Annotated in this window: 16 protein-coding genes; 1 reads left to right on the top strand and 15 read right to left on the bottom strand. The window is 56.9% G+C overall.

What is annotated here, in order from left to right; genetic code table 11:
• Positions 1–58: 58 nt before the first annotated feature.
• The 7 genes from CDO73_RS14865 to prmA all read right to left on the bottom strand — a co-directional run bounded on the left by CDO73_RS14865 (position 59) and on the right by prmA (position 6424).
• Positions 59–379: a hypothetical protein gene (locus CDO73_RS14865; RefSeq protein WP_088489308.1), complete on the bottom strand. Its 321-nt coding sequence runs from the start codon at positions 377–379 to the stop codon at positions 59–61.
• 230 nt (positions 380–609) lie between these two features.
• A complete protein-coding gene (locus tag CDO73_RS14860; protein ID WP_088489307.1) occupies positions 610–1959 on the bottom strand; it encodes a class I SAM-dependent rRNA methyltransferase in 1350 nt (449 codons plus the stop codon).
• 43 nt (positions 1960–2002) lie between these two features.
• The gene (locus CDO73_RS14855) at positions 2003–2425 is read right to left on the bottom strand and encodes an NUDIX hydrolase (RefSeq protein WP_088489306.1); all 423 of its coding nucleotides are present in this window, start codon (positions 2423–2425) and stop codon (positions 2003–2005) included.
• 108 nt (positions 2426–2533) lie between these two features.
• Positions 2534–3877, bottom strand: a complete 1344-nt coding sequence (gene mtaB / locus CDO73_RS14850; protein ID WP_088489305.1) for a tRNA (N(6)-L-threonylcarbamoyladenosine(37)-C(2))-methylthiotransferase MtaB — start codon at positions 3875–3877, stop codon at positions 2534–2536.
• Complete coding sequence (locus CDO73_RS14845) at positions 3877–4641, bottom strand: 16S rRNA (uracil(1498)-N(3))-methyltransferase (protein WP_088489304.1); 765 nt, start codon at positions 4639–4641, stop codon at positions 3877–3879. The genes mtaB and CDO73_RS14845 overlap by 1 nt, the downstream gene beginning before the upstream one ends.
• 136 nt (positions 4642–4777) lie before the next feature.
• Entirely contained in the window at positions 4778–5446 is a 669-nt protein-coding gene (locus CDO73_RS14840; RefSeq protein WP_088489303.1) for a site-2 protease family protein, read from the bottom strand.
• Positions 5447–6424, bottom strand: a complete 978-nt coding sequence (prmA, locus tag CDO73_RS14835) for a 50S ribosomal protein L11 methyltransferase (RefSeq protein WP_088489302.1) — start codon at positions 6422–6424, stop codon at positions 5447–5449.
• Positions 6425–6526: 102 nt separating this feature from the next.
• Between prmA and CDO73_RS14830 the strand changes: the two genes are divergently transcribed.
• Positions 6527–7027: a PH domain-containing protein gene (locus CDO73_RS14830; RefSeq protein ID WP_088489301.1), complete on the top strand. Its 501-nt coding sequence runs from the start codon at positions 6527–6529 to the stop codon at positions 7025–7027.
• 139 nt (positions 7028–7166) lie between these two features.
• Here the strand turns inward: CDO73_RS14830 and CDO73_RS14825 are convergent, their stop codons facing one another.
• The 8 genes from CDO73_RS14825 to CDO73_RS14790 form a co-directional block, all read right to left on the bottom strand.
• Positions 7167–8702, bottom strand: coding sequence for a DHA2 family efflux MFS transporter permease subunit (locus CDO73_RS14825; protein WP_088489300.1), 1536 nt, complete (start codon positions 8700–8702; stop codon positions 7167–7169).
• Entirely contained in the window at positions 8683–9141 is a 459-nt protein-coding gene (locus CDO73_RS14820) for a MarR family winged helix-turn-helix transcriptional regulator (RefSeq protein ID WP_088489299.1), read from the bottom strand. The genes CDO73_RS14825 and CDO73_RS14820 overlap by 20 nt, the downstream gene beginning before the upstream one ends.
• 341 nt (positions 9142–9482) lie before the next feature.
• On the bottom strand, positions 9483–9668 hold the full coding sequence (locus CDO73_RS14815) for a hypothetical protein (RefSeq protein ID WP_088489298.1): 186 nt from the start codon (positions 9666–9668) through the stop codon (positions 9483–9485).
• Positions 9669–9810: 142 nt separating this feature from the next.
• Positions 9811–10938 carry a molecular chaperone DnaJ gene (gene dnaJ / locus CDO73_RS14810; RefSeq protein WP_088489297.1) on the bottom strand — a complete coding sequence of 376 codons (1128 nt, stop codon included), beginning with the start codon at positions 10936–10938 and terminating at the stop codon, positions 9811–9813.
• 287 nt (positions 10939–11225) lie between these two features.
• Complete coding sequence (gene dnaK / locus CDO73_RS14805) at positions 11226–13067, bottom strand: molecular chaperone DnaK (protein WP_088489296.1); 1842 nt, start codon at positions 13065–13067, stop codon at positions 11226–11228.
• Between the two features lie 156 nt (positions 13068–13223).
• Positions 13224–13820 (bottom strand): nucleotide exchange factor GrpE, encoded by a 597-nt coding sequence (gene grpE / locus CDO73_RS14800; RefSeq protein ID WP_373446982.1) that lies wholly within the window; start codon positions 13818–13820, stop codon positions 13224–13226.
• Positions 13821–13905: 85 nt separating this feature from the next.
• Positions 13906–14934: a heat-inducible transcriptional repressor HrcA gene (hrcA, locus tag CDO73_RS14795; RefSeq protein WP_088489294.1), complete on the bottom strand. Its 1029-nt coding sequence runs from the start codon at positions 14932–14934 to the stop codon at positions 13906–13908.
• A 227-nt stretch (positions 14935–15161) separates the two neighbouring features.
• Complete coding sequence (locus CDO73_RS14790) at positions 15162–15632, bottom strand: N-acetyltransferase (protein WP_088489293.1); 471 nt, start codon at positions 15630–15632, stop codon at positions 15162–15164.
• Between the last annotated feature and the right edge of the window lie 235 nt (positions 15633–15867).

Here is a 15867-nt window from a genome sequence, read left to right as displayed (position 1 = left end):
CACTCTTCTATTATAACCGATCGGGCAAAAGAAGAACAGACGTTCCGTTTTTCCGCTTTTATCGCCGCCCGGTCATCTTGCGCCAAACTTTGCGCGGAAGATCGAACGCCATCGCGAATCCCATCAGCACGGGCGAAACGCCTCCGACGATCGCCGCGCCGAGCCACAGCCCGTCGTCATCGCCGCCGATTCCGTATCCGACAGCGGCACCGACACCCGTAAACGCCGCCCAAACGAGCACCATGACCGTCCAAAATCCCAACGTGGAGAAAAAGTCTCGCCAGATCTCGCCGGGCAGCGCCCGCATGTCCTGTTTCAACTGTTCCTGCCGATCTTCATGCGCCCGCTGCCGCTCTTCCCGATTCCGATTGTCCGTCATCTGCTCCTCCTTTATCCGCTTCCGGATCATCTCCTGTCAGGCTTCTCTTTCAGCCTACGATTCCCGCGCGATAATTTCAAATGTTCCTTCCGGAAGGCAGGCGGTCCGAACGCCGGTTCCGCTTGCGCGCCGCCTATACGAAAAACCCGTACTGCGACCTGCGCAATACGGGTTTTCGTTTTCCGGAAAAGCTTCGAAGAAGCGCGGATCGAATCCGTTCGACGGACCGATTAACGGCTGCGGACTTCGAATACCGCGAACTTGAGATAATGGCCTTCGTCCACGCCCAGAATCTGCGGATGGTCTTTGCCTGCCGCTCTCCATTCGATCAGGCGCAGCGTTTTGCCCGCGTCGCGGGCCGCTTCCTGAATCGTTTCCAAGAACAAGTCTGGGCGCATATGGTACGAGCAGCTTGCGGTGACGAGGTAGCCGCCTTCGTTGACCAGTTTCATGCCGTGCAGATTGATGTCTTTATAGCCGCGCACCGCGCCTTTGACCGCGGAACGGGTCTTGGCGAACGCCGGAGGATCGAGAATGACCACGTCCCAACTGCGGCCGCCGCCGGCCGGCATCGGCACCGACGTATCGACTTTGGACAAGCCTTCCGCGCGGCGTCGGCGTTCTTCCAGCCCTTTGACGTTCTCGCGCAGATAGTCGAACGCGTCGGCCACGACGAATTCCACGCGGTCTTCGAATCCGTTCAAGCCCACGTTTTCTTTCGCGCTTTCGATCGCGTGCGCCGAGATGTCGAGGCAGGTGACTTTCTTCGCGCCGTACGCGCAGGCATGCAGCGTGAAACTGCCGGTGTGCGAGAAGCATTCCAGCACGGTCGCTCCGTCCCAATAAGGGAAATCGACGACTTTGCCGTTCTTGTTCACGGGGCGCCGCTCGCCGTCCACGTCCTGCAAAGCGATTCCGCCGCGCTCGCCCCAGCCCGTCATCAGCGGTTTGATCGAAGCCCGGTTCTCGCGCTGGTCGAAGAAATAGCCGGTCTTCTGGCCCTGCTCGATATCGACTTTGACCAGCAGGCCGTTCTCGGTCACGGTAACATGGCGCGGGCATTCGCCATGCAGCACGCCCGTGGTCTCTTCCAGACCTTCGAGCGCCCGCACGGAGACGTCGCTGCGTTCGTAGATGCCCGCCGGCTGCATGACTTCGACGAGCGCGCGTACGATCTCGCCGCGGCGGCGATCCATGCCCAGCGTCAGGATCTGCACGACCAGCACGTCGCCGAAGCGGTCCACGATCAGTCCCGGCAGAAAATCGGCTTCGCCGTACACGAGGCGATACGCCGTGCCGCCGACGAAGCGGTCCCGATGGCGCAAGCAGTCGCGGAAGCGCGATACGAAAAAGGCTTCGTCCATATCCGCTACGGTTCCGTGCGACAGCAAGCGGACCGTGATCTGGGAGTTGGCATTATAATACCCCGTGCCGAGCGGCTTGCCGCGATGATCGGTCACTTCGACCAGATCGCCGGGAGCCGGTTCCCCTTCGGTGCTCGCGATCTCGCTTTTATAGATCCACGGATGGCCTTCTTCCAACCGTTTTTTGCGATTTTTGTCCAGAATGACTTTTGCCAAGCTGTTTCCTCCTTAATGGATGCCCGCCGATCTTGGGTTCGGATCAGAATTTCAGGCCGAGCATCGTCAGCGCCGATCTCAAGATCGGATGATTGTTTTCGTATCCGGACTTTTTGTGCAGGATCAGCGCTTCTTCCGGGGAAAACCATTCGACGCCCCGAATTTCTTCCTGCTGGGCGCGCAGCTCGCCGCCGAGCGCTTCGACCAGATAGTAGCGCACTTCTTTGTCCACCAGTCCGTATTTTTCGTTCTCGTATTGATAGCGGATAATATCCACGAGTTCAATGATCCGGCCTTCGATGCCGGTCTCCTCGCGGATCTCGCGCAGCGCCGCTTCGCGCGGCGTTTCGCCCGGCTCGCGTTTGCCTTTGGCCAGCGAGACTTTGCCGTAGCGATCCTGGATCAGTTGGATCTGCAATCTTCCGCCGACGAAGCGGTAGACGACGCCCCCCGCCGATATTTCCATTCTGCTCACCGTATTCTCTCCTTATCGCAGCACTTACACTTCGCAAGCAAAGGGACTCCGCCGATCGGGCGAAGTCCCTTCTTGCCCGCTTCCGCCGTTTCCTGTCGGTCAGGAGACGGAGGTCGCGCGCACTTCGTCCAGCACGCGCAGCAGTTGGCCGCGGCAGCCGTTTTCGTCCGCTTCGTCGATCTTGACGCGGCAGAGCTTGCCTTGAAGCTCCTGCGAGCCTTCGAAGACGACGGTCAGATAGTTGTCGCTGTGACCGCCCACGAAGCCTTGCGGATACGTGCCTTTTTCGTTTTTCTCGGGAATGACGTCGACCACTTGGCCCACGAACTTCTGCGCGTAAGCCAACTGCATCCGTTCGGACAATTCGATCAATTCCGCCACGCGGGCGTTCTTGATCTCTTCGTCCACTTGATCTTCCATCCGCGCCGCCGGCGTGCCGGTACGCTGCGAATAAGGGAAGACGTGCATTTCCGAGAACCCGATCTGCTGCATGAACGCGTACCCGTTCCGGTACATCTCTTCCGTTTCGCCCGGGAAGCCCACGATCACGTCGGTCGTGATCGCCACGTCCGGCATCGCTTCGCGGATGCGCGCGATCTTCTCGGCGAATTCGGCCGTCGTGTATTTGCGGCGCATTCTTTTCAGCACGGAATCGTCGCCGGCTTGCAGCGGAATATGGAAATGACGGCACATTTTGCTCGAACGTTTCAATACGTCCAGCATCTTGTCGTCGATCTGGCTCGCTTCGATCGAACTGATGCGGATGCGTTCCAGCCCTTCGACCTTGTCGAGTTCTTCCATCAAGTCGGACAAGCGGTAATCTTCCATATCGTCGCCGTATCCGCCCGTATGGATGCCGGTCAGCACGATTTCTTTGTAGCCGGCCGCCACCAGTTGGCGGGCCTGCGCCAGCACGCTTTGCGGTTCGCGGCTGCGCGACAATCCGCGCGACCACGGGATGATGCAGAACGTGCAGAAGTTGTTGCAGCCTTCTTGAATCTTCAAGAACGCGCGGGTATGGCCGTTGAAGCTCGGCACGTCGAGTTCTTCGAACGTGCGCGTCTTCATGATGTTGCGCACCGCGTTGATCGGCTCGCGCTTGGTTTGGATCTCTTTCACGAGCGGCAGGATCTTCTCGCGGTCCTGCGTACCGATCACCAGATCGACGCCCGGAATCTCCAGAATTTCGGCGGCCGACGTCTGCGCGTAGCAGCCCGTCACGGCCACGATCGCGTTCGGATTGCGGCGAACGGCGCGGCGGATGATCTGACGGCTTTTCTTATCGCCCGTATTCGTGACCGTGCAGGTATTGATCAGATACACGTCCGCCGTCTGATCGAACTCGACCTGCTCGTAGCCTTCTTTTTTGAACAGCTGCCAGATGGCTTCCGTATCGTAGAAATTGACTTTGCACCCCAGCGTATAAAAAGCAACCGATGGCATTATAGATTCCCTCCCATTTCTCCGGACTCGTACAAGATGCAGGCGAGGGCGGCCATGCCGGCCGTCTCCGCTCTCAAGATGCGTTTGCCGAGACCCGCGATCTTCGCGCCGGAAGCGGCGGCTTCGTCCGCTTCGCGCTCGGCGAACCCGCCTTCGGGACCGACGACGACCAACACGTTCGCCGAACCTTCCGTCTTGCTCTCCGCGAACGGACGAACGGCGTCCCTAAGCTGTAGTCCGTTTTCTTTTTCGTAACAAAACAGTACAAGATCGTAGTTCGCGAACGTCTTGAGCAGCTGCTTGTACGTCAGCGGCTGCCGCACGTCGGGAATACGGCTGCGATGGCTCTGCTCGGCCGCTTCTTTCGCGATCTTGCTCCAACGCTGAAGACGTTTCTCTTCCTTCTTCGCGTCGTACTGCACGACCGTGCGCTCCGACAAGAACGGCACGAACGCCGAAGCGCCGATCTCCGTGCATTTCTGGATGACCGTTTCGAGCTTATCGCCTTTGGGCAGACTCTGCGCGATATCGACGCGAAAACGCGCTTCGCTGGTCTCCTTCATCTCTTCGACGATCTTCGCCCCGACTTCGCCCGCTTCGACCGATTCCAGCTCCGCCAGAACGACCCGGCCGGCTCCGTCGCATACGATGATTTCGTCGCCGGCCCGGCCGCGCATCACTTTGCCGATATGCCGCGCGTCTTCGCCGAGAATTCGCACTGTATCGTTTTCAAACTGCTCTTTTTCCACAAAATATCTCTGCATCGTTCATCCACATCTCTTCCGTGTTTTGACCAAATTCCATCATACACAATTTGCCTTCGGCTGACCAGTGGACGGCGCGAAAAACCGGCTTCCCCGAAGGAAAAGCCGGTCGTCGCGAGAAGTTTCGAAGATCGGGTTATCCGAAGATCGATGCGCCCCAGTGAAGGAAAAGCTGAGCGATATCTCCGATCCATACGTACATGCGGCCGATCGTGTTTTCGCGCAAAGGCGGAATAAATACGATCAGCAGGAAAATAAAGATGGAGTACGGCTCGAACTGCTGAAGCTTGCGGCGAATGCGCAGCGGAGCGATATCCTCGATGATCCGGTAACCGTCAAGCGGCGGCAGCGGAATCAAGTTGAACAAGAACAGCAGGATATTCATCTGGATCAGATAAGTGAAGAACAGCACCAGAGCTTCCGCCCCGCGCGAACTGTCCACGTTGACGAACATGCCGTTCATGTTCAGCGCCTGGAAAATCATCGCTCCGATAAACGCGATCAGCAGGTTGCTTAACGGCCCGACGGCCGAGACGATGATCCCCATCAATCTCGGCTTGCTGAAGTTCTCGCGGGTAACGGGAACCGGACGCGCCCAACCGAATCCGGCGATCAAAATCAGGATCATGCCCAGAAAGTCGACATGGCGCGCCGGATTCAGCGTCACGCGTCCGAGCAGCTTGGCCGTCGGATCGCCGAATTTGTAAGCCGCGTACGCATGCGCGAACTCGTGCACGGTAAACGCGATAATCAAAACGATCAGAACGAACGGCAGCACGTCCCAAGAAAAAGCCAGAAAGTTCATTTACACCACCTTCTCCGCGATGAACGCCAGCCATTCCTCCTCGCGATGCACGTCGCGGATCGTCAGGCCGGCCGCGGTCAGACCGTCGCGAACGGCTTGTTCTTTGTCTTTGTAGATGCCCGATGCCAGATACAGGCCGCCAGGACGCAGCGCTTTGACCACGTCGTCCGTGAACAGCAGGATGATCTCGGCCAAGATGTTGGCGACGACGATCTGAACCGGAAGCTCTACGCCGATCTCCGCGGAAGCGCCGCGGCCGCCCGGCGTCAGCACCGATAGCAGATCGCTTTCTTTGACCGTGATCTCGCCCGACAATCCGTTCAGCGCGACGTTATCCTGCGCGCTTTTGACGGCGACCGGATCGAGATCCAGCGCCAATACCCGTTTCGCTCCCAGTTTGATCGCGCCGATCGACAGGATGCCCGAACCGGTGCCGACGTCGATCACGTCTTCGCCGCCTTTGACGATGCTTTCGAGCGCGCGCAGGCACAGAGCCGTGGTCGGGTGCGTGCCCGTTCCGAACGCCATGCCCGGGTCAAGCTCGATGATGCGTTCGCCTTCGGCCGCTTCGTATTCTTCCCATACCGGCTTGATCGTCAGCGTATCGGAGACTTTCAGCGGTTTGTAGTAGGCTTTCCACGCGGTCGCCCATTCTTCTTCGTCCACCAGTCTTTTTTCGTACGTCGGACTGCCGGTGTCGATATCGAAGGTCGCCAGTTCTTCCGTGCGCTCCTGCACTTCTTTCAAGACGGCTTCGATATCGGTGTCTTCGGAAAAGTATCCTTTGATCTCCGCGCGGCCTTCCGGAATATCGTTGAGCGGCTGATCGAACCATTCGCCGTAAGGACGTTCGCGCTTTTTATTCAGATTGCCCGATTCTTCGATCGAAACGCCGCCCGCTCCCGCTTCGTGCAGGAAATTCGAGATCGCTTCCACCGCTTCCTCGGTCGTATGTATGGTCAATTCGTGCCACAGCATGTCAATCGCTCCTCAATGTTCAACTTTTTCGTTCGTTTTATTGTACTATAGACGAAGAGGCAGCACAAAACCCTTACATTTTCGAGAAAAGAGGATGAGTGTATGATCTATTGCACGAACTGCGGAGCGGCGTCTCCCGACGATGCGAATTTCTGCGGCAAATGCGGCAAGCCTTTGAACGGGGCGGCAGGCGGCGCGAAAGCTTCGTCTGGACAGTCGCGAGCGGAATCGCCCGATCCGAGAACGGAAAAAACGTTATGGGAAGGCAAACCGTCCGATCTGGGCGACAAGATTCGCAGCGGTCTGCTGATGAACAACGTCCATTATAAGATCACCAGTCAACGCTTGATCGTGACGACGGGACTGATCGGCAAAAAAAGCGACGAGCTGGAGCTGGTGCGCGTCAAAGACGTGGCTCTCGAAAAAACGGCGATGGACCGCATGATGGGCGTCGGCACGATCACCGTCTTTTCCAGCGATCCGACCACGCCCGAGATTCGGCTCGAAGACGTACCGGACGCGGAAAAAGTCAAAGATCTGCTCAGAGGCGCCGTTCGCGCGGAAAAAGAACATTACGGCACGCGGTATCGCGAAGATCTGTAAAACGGCGTCGCATTCGCGCTTCCTTCTCGTCGAACCGAACAAAAAAACAGCCCGCTCTCCACGCCGGAGAACGGGCTGTTTTTTTTGCGATCCGCCGTAACGGGCTTGCGCCCGGAGTCGGCGGATCATTCTTCGTGCTTTATGCTTTCGCGTTCAGGTTTTCGCCGGCAGTCGTCTGCACTTTATGCGCAGGCGCTTCGCGTTTGACGATGACGCGTTTGATGAAGAAGGCCAAGACGAACGCCGCGGCGGTCATCCAAGTCGCGATCACGAACGAGTGGTTGATGCCCTGCACCATCGCTTCTAGCGTAGCCGCTTTGAGCTGACCGGCTTGCGCCGCGTCCTGCGGATTGATGCCGCGGCTGACGATCAGTTCTTTGCCGACTTCTTTGGCTTTGCTGGACATGATCGATACGAGCAGCGCCGTACCCAGAGCGCCCGCGATCGTCCGCAGCGTATTGGACATCGCCGTTCCGTGCGCGTTCAGACGGGCCGGCAGTTGGTTCAGACCGGCGGTCTGGATCGGCATCATCATCAGCGACATGCCGAACATGCGGATCGTGTAGACGGCGATCAGATGACCGTACGTGGTATCGACCGTCAATTGGCTGAATTCGTAAGTGGTCACGGTCATGATCGCGAGACCCGCCACCGCGAGCCAACGCGCGCCGATCTTATCGAAGATATAACCGGTGATCGGCGACATGATGCCCATCAGGATCGCGCCCGGCAGCAGCATCAGACCGGATTCGACCGGCGTGAAGCCGCGAACGTTCTGCAAATACAGCGGAAGCAGGATCATGCCGGAGAACAGCGCCATCGTCGCGATCACGTTGATGATCGTCGTCAGCGAGAATACGTCATACTTGAACACGCGCATTTCGAGAATCGGATTTTCCGAACGCAGTTCGCGAATCACGAACAGCAGCAGGGCGACCGCGCCGATCGACAACGTCCAGACCACTTCGGTTGCTCCCCAGCCTTCGCTGCCCGCTTGGCTGAAGCCGTACAGTACGCCGCCGAAACCGATCGTCGACATGATTACGGCCAGCACGTCGAGCTTAGGACGCGAAGTCTCGGTGACGTTGCGCATGAACAGAACGCCGAGAATGATCGACAGAACGCCGAACGGCAGAATCAGATAGAACAGGTAATGCCAGTTGTAATGTTCGACCATCCAGCCGGACAATGTAGGACCGATCGCCGGAGCGAAGATCATGGCTACGCCGATCAAGCCCATCGCGGAACCGCGTTTCTCGATCGGGAAAATCGTCAGAATCGTAAAGGTCATCAGCGGCATCAGGATACCGGCGCCGGCGGCTTGCACCATGCGGCCGACCAGCAGAATGCCGAACGTATCGCTGAATGCGCACAGCAGCGTGCCGAGCGTAAACAAACTCATCGCGGTGATAAACAGTTTGCGCGTCGTGAAACGGGCCATCAGGTAAGCCGTTACCGGCACCATGACGCCGTTGACGAGCATGAAGCCGGTACTGAGCCATTGAATGACGGTCGTTTCGACGTTAAGGTCTTTGGCCATGGTCGGCAGCGCCACGTTGAGCAGCGTCTGGTTGAGCAGCGCCACGAAAGCGCCGATCAGCAGAGCGACCAGAATCGGTCCTCGTTTGAGGTTTTGGATGTCTTGCACGGCAGTTTTACTCATGGTGGTTTTCATCTCTCACTTCTTCTAGTTTTTTGATAATCTTGCGGTGCGCTCCGAGCATCACGCGCAGTTCTTCCGGGTCCAGATCGTTCAGTCCCGACAGGTAGCTGCGGTAAGCGGAATCCGCATTTTCCAGCACCTGCTCGCCTTTGTCCGACAGTTTGAGTACCAATGTGCGCCGATTGTTGACAGGACGTTCGCGAATGACCAGTTCCGCTTTGACCAGACGGTCGATGACCCCGCTGACCGTGCTGCTGCCCAGCCGCATATGATCGGCCAGATCGCCGAGTCCGATCTCCGGACGGTCCCGCAAAGCTTTCAAGGTCATTAATTGAATGCCTGTCACGCCGAAGCGGCAGGACATATCCGACATCAGTTGAAAAAAGAGCTGCTTCACTTCCCGGAACGAGTCGACAATCTCATGCAGTTCAATCTCCGTATTCGTGTTCACGTGTATCGCGATCCTTTCTCACCGCCTGAAACGTTCTCTTGCGAAATGTTCGCCTGTAAACATTTCGTATACGAATAATTATACTGCACAATTTCTCTGTGTCAACATTTACATACTACTTTTCAGAAAAAAATGTCGTCCTTTCAGTCAGAAAGAAAGCAGAGCATTCTCTATCTTCATCCGAAGATCAAACGCGCGCGTAAAAAAATCTGTACTAATACTTAAGCCGGACGAAAATTTTCAATCGCGCCGCGCAAAAAAACGCGGTTTCCTTTTCGGAGACCGCGCTGCGCAAAACGTCCGTATGTCTTTTTCGCCGCGTTTATCGGGCAGCGAAGCTTCTAAGCGATATTGGCCGTAGTCGCGAGATAGAGAAAACCGAAAAACACGAACACTAAAATCGCGAAAAAAAGGCTGGCGGCAGCGAGATGATGCCAGTCCGTATCGGGTTTCAACGCTTTGATCAAAAAATACATGAAGCCGTAACCGATCGCGGCGATCGCGATAAGAAGGATCAGGATCAACATATTGTTCATTCCTTTCGTTTGCCGAAATCGTTTTCCAATCGTCTCGGAACTTTAACGCGCGAACAATGGCAAAGGTTATGCGAAAACGCGAAAAGAGCCGCCCCCGAAAGGACAGCCCTTTTCCTAAACGTTCTTTGTTCGCTCAGTCTCCGCGGAACGCGCGTTTCATGCGATCGAAGAAAGATTGCTCCTGTTCGTGCGTCTGTTCTCCGCTGAGGCCGGAGAACTGGCGCAGCAGGTCTTTCTGCTCGTCGGTCAGCTTGCTCGGCGTTACCACGACCACTTTGACGTGTTGGTCGCCTTGACCGGTGCCGCGCAGACGCGGAACGCCTTTGCCTCTCAGACGGAAATACGTGCCGGTCTGCGTGCCCGCCGGAATCTTCAGTTTGACCTTCTCGGTCAACGTCGGAATCTCGATCTCGTCGCCGAGCGCCGCCTGCGTGAACGTCAGCGGCACTTCGCAGTAGATATCGTCGCCTTCGCGGTCGAAGAACTCGTCCGCTTTGACGCGAATCACGATATACAGATCGCCCGCCGGTCCGCCGCGCAGTCCGCCGTCGCCTTCGCCCGTCATGCGAAGCTGAGCGCCGTCGTCCACGCCCGCAGGAATGCGGATATGCACTTTGCGCTGTTTCTTCACGCTGCCGCTGCCGCTGCACGTCGAACATTTTTCTTTGATGATCTTGCCGCTGCCCGCGCAGTTCGAGCAGGTTCTGCGGTTGACCATGCGGCCGAACGGCGTATTCTGCACGACTTCTTCCTGACCGCTGCCGTGGCAGACGGAGCAGACTTCCGGCTGCGTGCCGGGTTTGGCTCCGCTGCCGCCGCAGGTATCGCAGCTTTCGGTCCGCGGAATGGTGATATCGACTTCTTTGCCGAAGACGGCTTCTTTGAATTCGAGCGTCATCGTGTATTGCAGATCGTTCCCCCGCTGAGGCGCGTTCGGATTGCGGGTTCTGCCGCCTCCGCCGCCGAAGAACATATCGAAGATGTCGCCGAAGCCTCCGCCGTCGAAGCCCCCTCCGCCGAAACCGCCGAACCCTTGATTCGGGTCTTCATGGCCGTACTGGTCGTAACGGGCGCGCTTCTGCCCGTCGCTGAGGACGTCATAGGCTTCTTTGACTTCTTTGAACTTCGCTTCCGCATCGTCCGCTTTGTTCACGTCCGGATGATACTTGCGCGCCAGCTTGCGGTAAGCCGACTTGATGTCTTGATCGCTCGCGCCTTTCTCGATGCCGAGCACCTCGTAGTAATCGCGCTTGTCCGCCATCGCTGCACTCCAACTCCTTTACGCTAATAATCGCTTTTATCGACAGCAGGCCCGAATCGAAGCCTCTGTCCGCTTTCCCGCGGCTGCGCCCGGGAACCCGACAAAAGGGAAGCCAAGTCCGGGATGACCCGGCCTGACCTCCCCCAGCCGGCCCGTCCGCCAGACGGCGGATCGGGCACTCTCTATGAATCGGAATTCCCGGACGCGCAGCCTCGCGAGAGAACAAGCGCGACCCGATCGGCCGATTGATACCTTGCCAACGCTGCTGATCCAGAGTTGAAAGGGTATTAGTTCTTCTTGTCTTCGTCGACGACTTCGTAATCGGCGTCGACCACGTTGTCGCGATTCGCGGAAGAAGCTCCCGCTTCCGGTCCGCCGGCTTCGGCGCCTGCGGCATTCGCTTGCTCGTAGAGCTTCACGGAAAGCTGCTGCACGATCTCCGTCAGTTCTTCCGTAGCGGCTTTGATTTCGTCTACATTGTCGCTTTCCAGCGATTTTTGGACTTTTTCTTTGGCCGCGTTCGCTTTTTCGATCTCGGAAGCGTCGACTTTGTCGCCCAGATCTTTGATCGTTTTGTCGACTTGGTAAACCAATTGGTCGGCGTTGTTTTTCGTTTCGACCAGTTCTTTGCGTTTCTTGTCTTCTTCGGCGTGCAGTTCGGCGTCTTTCATCATTTGCTCGACTTCGGCATCGCTCAAGCCGCTCGAAGACGTGATCGTGATCTTTTGGCTTTTGCCCGTGCCTTTGTCCGTTGCCGATACGTTGACGATGCCGTTGGCGTCGATATCGAAAGTGACTTCGATTTGCGGTACGCCGCGCGGAGCCAGCGGGATGTCTCCCAGCGTAAAGCGGCCCAGCGTTTTGTTGCCGGCTGCCATTTCGCGTTCGCCTTGCAGAACGTGAATTTCGACGCTCGGTTGGTTATCCGCGTAAGTCGAGTAGACCTGCGATTTGCTTGTCGGGATCGTCGTGTTGCGTTCGATCATCTTCGTGAAGACGCCGCCCGCCGTTTCGATGCCCAGAGACAGAGGCGTAACGTCCAGCAGGACCACGTCTTTGACTTCGCCGGTCAGAACGCCCGCTTGAACAGCCGCGCCCAGAGCGACGACTTCGTCCGGGTTTACGCCTTTATGCGGGTCTTTGCCGGTCAATTTCTTGATGGCTTCTTGCACGGCCGGGATACGCGTCGAACCGCCGACCAGAACGATCTTGTCGATTTCGCCAGCGGACAGACCGGAGTCTTTGAGCGCTTGACGGGTCGGAGCCAGCGTGCGCTCGACGAGCGAAGCGGACAGCTCTTCGAATTTGGCGCGAGTCAGGTTGACTTCCAAGTGCTGAGGCACTCCGTCGACCATCGTGATGAACGGCAGCGAGATCGTGGTGGTCATCACGCCGGACAATTCTTTTTTCGCTTTTTCCGCCGCGTCTTTCAGACGCTGCACGGCCGCTTTGTCTTTGCTCAAGTCTACGCCTTGTTCTTTTTTGAACTCGGCTACCAAGTAGTCGATGATGACTTGGTCGAAGTCGTCGCCGCCCAGATGGTTGTCGCCGCTGGTCGCTTTGACTTCGAAGAACCCGTCGCCCAGTTCGAGGATCGAGACGTCGAACGTACCGCCGCCGAGGTCATAGACGAGGATCGTTTGGTCTTCGGATTTCTCCAGACCGTAAGCCAATGCCGCAGCCGTAGGCTCGTTGACGATCCGCAGCACTTCGAGGCCCGCGATCTTGCCCGCGTCCTTCGTCGCTTGACGCTGAGCGTCGTTGAAGTAAGCCGGTACGGTGATAACCGCTTGGGTTACCGCTTGGCCCAGGTAAGCTTCGGCGTCGGATTTCAGCTTTTGCAGAATCATCGCCGAGATTTCTTGCGGCGAGTAGTCTTTGCCTTCGATCGTTTCTTTGTGCGTCGTACCCATATGGCGTTTGATCGAAGCGATCGTGCGGTCCGGGTTCGTGATGGCTTGGCGTTTCGCCGTTTCGCCGACGATGCGCTCTCCGTCTTTCTTGAAGCCTACGACCGAAGGGGTCGTGCGCGCGCCTTCCGGGTTAGGGATAACGACAGCTTCGCCGCCTTCCATAACGGCTACGCAAGAGTTGGTGGTTCCAAGGTCAATACCGATTACTCTACTCACAGTAAATATCCTCCTCGATTAAGTACAGGTAATTTAAATACGGGTAACTCGAATGCCGAAGCGAATCAAGCGTGTAACCGCGCTTCGTCCCGCGGGACTCTACGCTCTATCATAACGGTTTGCCGCGCGTTTTCAAACTTGCCCCGAATCCGCGTGCTAGCCGCTGACTTTCACCATCGCCGGACGCAGCACTTTGTCTTTGAGCATGTAGCCTTTCTGAAGCTCTTCGACTACGATGCCTTCTTCGTGCTCGTCGCTTTCCACCTGCATGACCGCCTGATGGAATTCCGGGTTGAACGGTTGTCCGACCGTCTCCATCGTCGTCAAGCCTTCGGCCTGCAGCACGTTGTCGAATTGGCGGTAGATCATCTCTACGCCTTTGACGAACGATTCCGAAGCCTCGCCTTCCGGACGGGTATCGAGCGCGCGTCCGAAATTGTCGATTACGGGAATGAGCTCGGCGATCAGCTTCGAAGAAGCGTATTTGCCCAGTTCTTCTTTTTCGCGAATCGTGCGTTTGCGGAAGTTGTCGAAGTCGGCTTGCGAACGCGCAAGGCGCTGCATGTATTCTTCGTTTTGCGCGCTCAGCGCTTCGATCCGCGCTTTGAGTTCCTCGACGCTCTCCGTCGCCGCTGCTTCTTCGCCGTTCGCGGTCTCTACCCGTTCCGCGGTTTCTTCGGCGGTTTGTGCATCTTGTCGTTCTTCCATGATTTCCGTTTCGCTTTCGGACTGCATCGATTGCTCCTTACTCAAGATGCGTTCACCTCCTCGTAATAGATCGCGCCGGCTCCCCGGACCTTCCGAATCATTACCCGCGCGCAAAATATCGGACGCGTCTTCACGCCCCGTATCGCCCCGTCAATGCGCGGCTCATCGCTCGCGACAACAGATCGAGCGTTCCGATGACTTTGGCATATTCCATTCGGGTCGGACCGAGAATCCCGATCGTGCCGAACGCTTCGCCTTCCAGCGAATACGTCGCCGTGATCAGACTGCAATTGACGAAAGCCTGATGCACGTTCTCGCTGCCGATCCGCACCTGAATCCCTTTGTGTTCGGAACTCAGCAGGCGCGTCAGCGTCGGCGTCTGCTCCAGCAGGTCAAGGACCGTCTTCAGCTTGCCGATATCCCGGAATTCGGGCTGCGTCAGCATGTTGGTCGTGCCGCTCAGGAAGACCTTCTGATCTTTCCCTGCCGCAAAAGCATCGTCCAGCAGCTTCATAAGCCCTTCGTAGTGATCGGCATGACGCTGAATTTCCTGTCCGATCTCCGAATAAATCCGCGCCTTCAGCTTATGCATGGGCACGCCTGCTAATCGGTCGTTCAACAGGTTCGCCATCCGCTCCATCTCGGAAACGGATACTCCCGCAGGAATCGTGACCGTCTTGTTCTCCACTTCGCCGCTGCTGGTGACGATGATCGCGACCGCCGTCGTTTCGCTGAGCGGAAGCAGTTGAAAATGACGAAGCGAAGTATTGAACATCTCCGGTCCGAGCAGAATCGACGTATAGTTGGTCATCGAAGCCAGAACGGTTCCGGCATGCTGAATGACTTCTTCCACGGCGTTCAATTTCTCGGCCGCCAACTGCTTGAACAGCTTCAAATCTTCCGTCTTGAGCGGCTTGAGCGGCGACAGATGATCGACGTAATACCGATATCCCTTATTGGAAGGAATCCGCCCTGCCGACGTATGCGGCTGCTCCAAGAAACCCAGTTCCTCCAGATCGGCCATCTCATTGCGGATGGTCGCCGGACTGAATGCCACGTCGCCCCGCTTGGAGATGCTGCGGGATCCTACCGGCTCGGCCGAACGGATGTAATCGTCCACGATGGCGTTCAAGATCATGCTCTGACGTTCGCTTAACACGGGCTCCCCTCCTATTCGGATCGCTAAGAGTCAATTCGGAACCTTCTTCCGTTAGCACTCTATCGAAATGAGTGCTAAACTCTACTACAAAAATACCAAACCGGGCTTGGCGTTGTCAAGTTCGGTTTGGCACTTCGTTTCGTCGGGAATCCGGCGCTGCCGAGACCCTTCGGAGAATATTCGGTTGACTTGCCGACGAGCGGTTGCGGCGCTCGCCGCGGCCGGTCTCAGCCGATGATCTTGAGCACCGCGATCTCGTCGCAGCGGTCGCGCTTGGCGCAGTGGATACAGTCGGTCCAGACCTTCTCGGGGAAAACGTCCATCGGCACGACCGTAAAGCCGTTCTTGACGAAGAAAGACACTTCGTACGTCAGCGCCATGATCTTCGGAATGCGCTGCTCGATCGCCAGCTCGATCAAGCGGTTGACCAGTTTCGAGCCGATGCCTTTGCCTTGGTTGCCTTCCATGATGCCCAGCGAGCGGATCTCCACGAGATCGGGTCCGAGCAGGCACAAGGAGCCGCAGCCGATGACTTTGCCGTCTTCTTCGGCGACCACGAAGTTGTCGATCTGGCGCCGCAGCACTTCTCTGGAGCGCGGGAGCATGATCGCCCTGCGCGCATATTCTTCTATCATGAGATACAGCGGTTCAACATCTTCCAAAGTCGCTTGTCTGCATACAACGGTAACGGCGGGCATCGGCCGTTCACCTCCCGGTCTATGATATGACGCTTGGCGTCAAATACGTATAAGAATTGATTGGATAAATATACATCAATGCGCATAGTTTTTCAACACTTTTGACGAATGAAAAATAAAGTTTTTTAGTAAGAAGAGTCTTTCGGCTTCCATATTTGTTCCTTTTACCCGATTCGTCTTTTCTGTAACAGCAGGAAAGCGACGACTTCGTACCGGGAACGTTCGGATTTGTTTC

Origin of the sequence: Saccharibacillus sp. O23, from assembly GCF_002205895.1 — a bacterium.
Taxonomy (GTDB): Bacteria; Bacillota; Bacilli; order Paenibacillales; family Paenibacillaceae; genus Saccharibacillus.
The sequence above is the reverse complement of the archived record's forward strand: the minus strand, read 5'-3'. Positions and strand labels throughout refer to the sequence as shown.

Bases quoted from the DNA above. Each gene is read 5' to 3' on its own strand.
- CDO73_RS14855 (WP_088489306.1), bottom strand. From the start codon at position 2,425: ATGGAAATATCGGCGGGGGGCGTCGTCTACCGCTTCGTCGGCGGAAGA.
- CDO73_RS14825 (WP_088489300.1), bottom strand. From the start codon at position 8,702: ATGAAAACCACCATGAGTAAAACTGCCGTGCAAGACATCCAAAACCTC.
- mtaB (WP_088489305.1), bottom strand. From the start codon at position 3,877: ATGCCATCGGTTGCTTTTTATACGCTGGGGTGCAAAGTCAATTTCTAC.
- dnaJ (WP_088489297.1), bottom strand. From the start codon at position 10,938: ATGGCGGACAAGCGCGATTACTACGAGGTGCTCGGCATCGAGAAAGGC.
- CDO73_RS14865 (WP_088489308.1), bottom strand. From the start codon at position 379: ATGACGGACAATCGGAATCGGGAAGAGCGGCAGCGGGCGCATGAAGAT.
- prmA (WP_088489302.1), bottom strand. From the start codon at position 6,424: ATGCTGTGGCACGAATTGACCATACATACGACCGAGGAAGCGGTGGAA.
- CDO73_RS14790 (WP_088489293.1), bottom strand. From the start codon at position 15,632: ATGCCCGCCGTTACCGTTGTATGCAGACAAGCGACTTTGGAAGATGTT.
- CDO73_RS14840 (WP_088489303.1), bottom strand. From the start codon at position 5,446: ATGAACTTTCTGGCTTTTTCTTGGGACGTGCTGCCGTTCGTTCTGATC.
- CDO73_RS14815 (WP_088489298.1), bottom strand. From the start codon at position 9,668: ATGTTGATCCTGATCCTTCTTATCGCGATCGCCGCGATCGGTTACGGC.
- CDO73_RS14830 (WP_088489301.1), top strand. From the start codon at position 6,527: ATGATCTATTGCACGAACTGCGGAGCGGCGTCTCCCGACGATGCGAAT.
- CDO73_RS14845 (WP_088489304.1), bottom strand. From the start codon at position 4,641: ATGCAGAGATATTTTGTGGAAAAAGAGCAGTTTGAAAACGATACAGTG.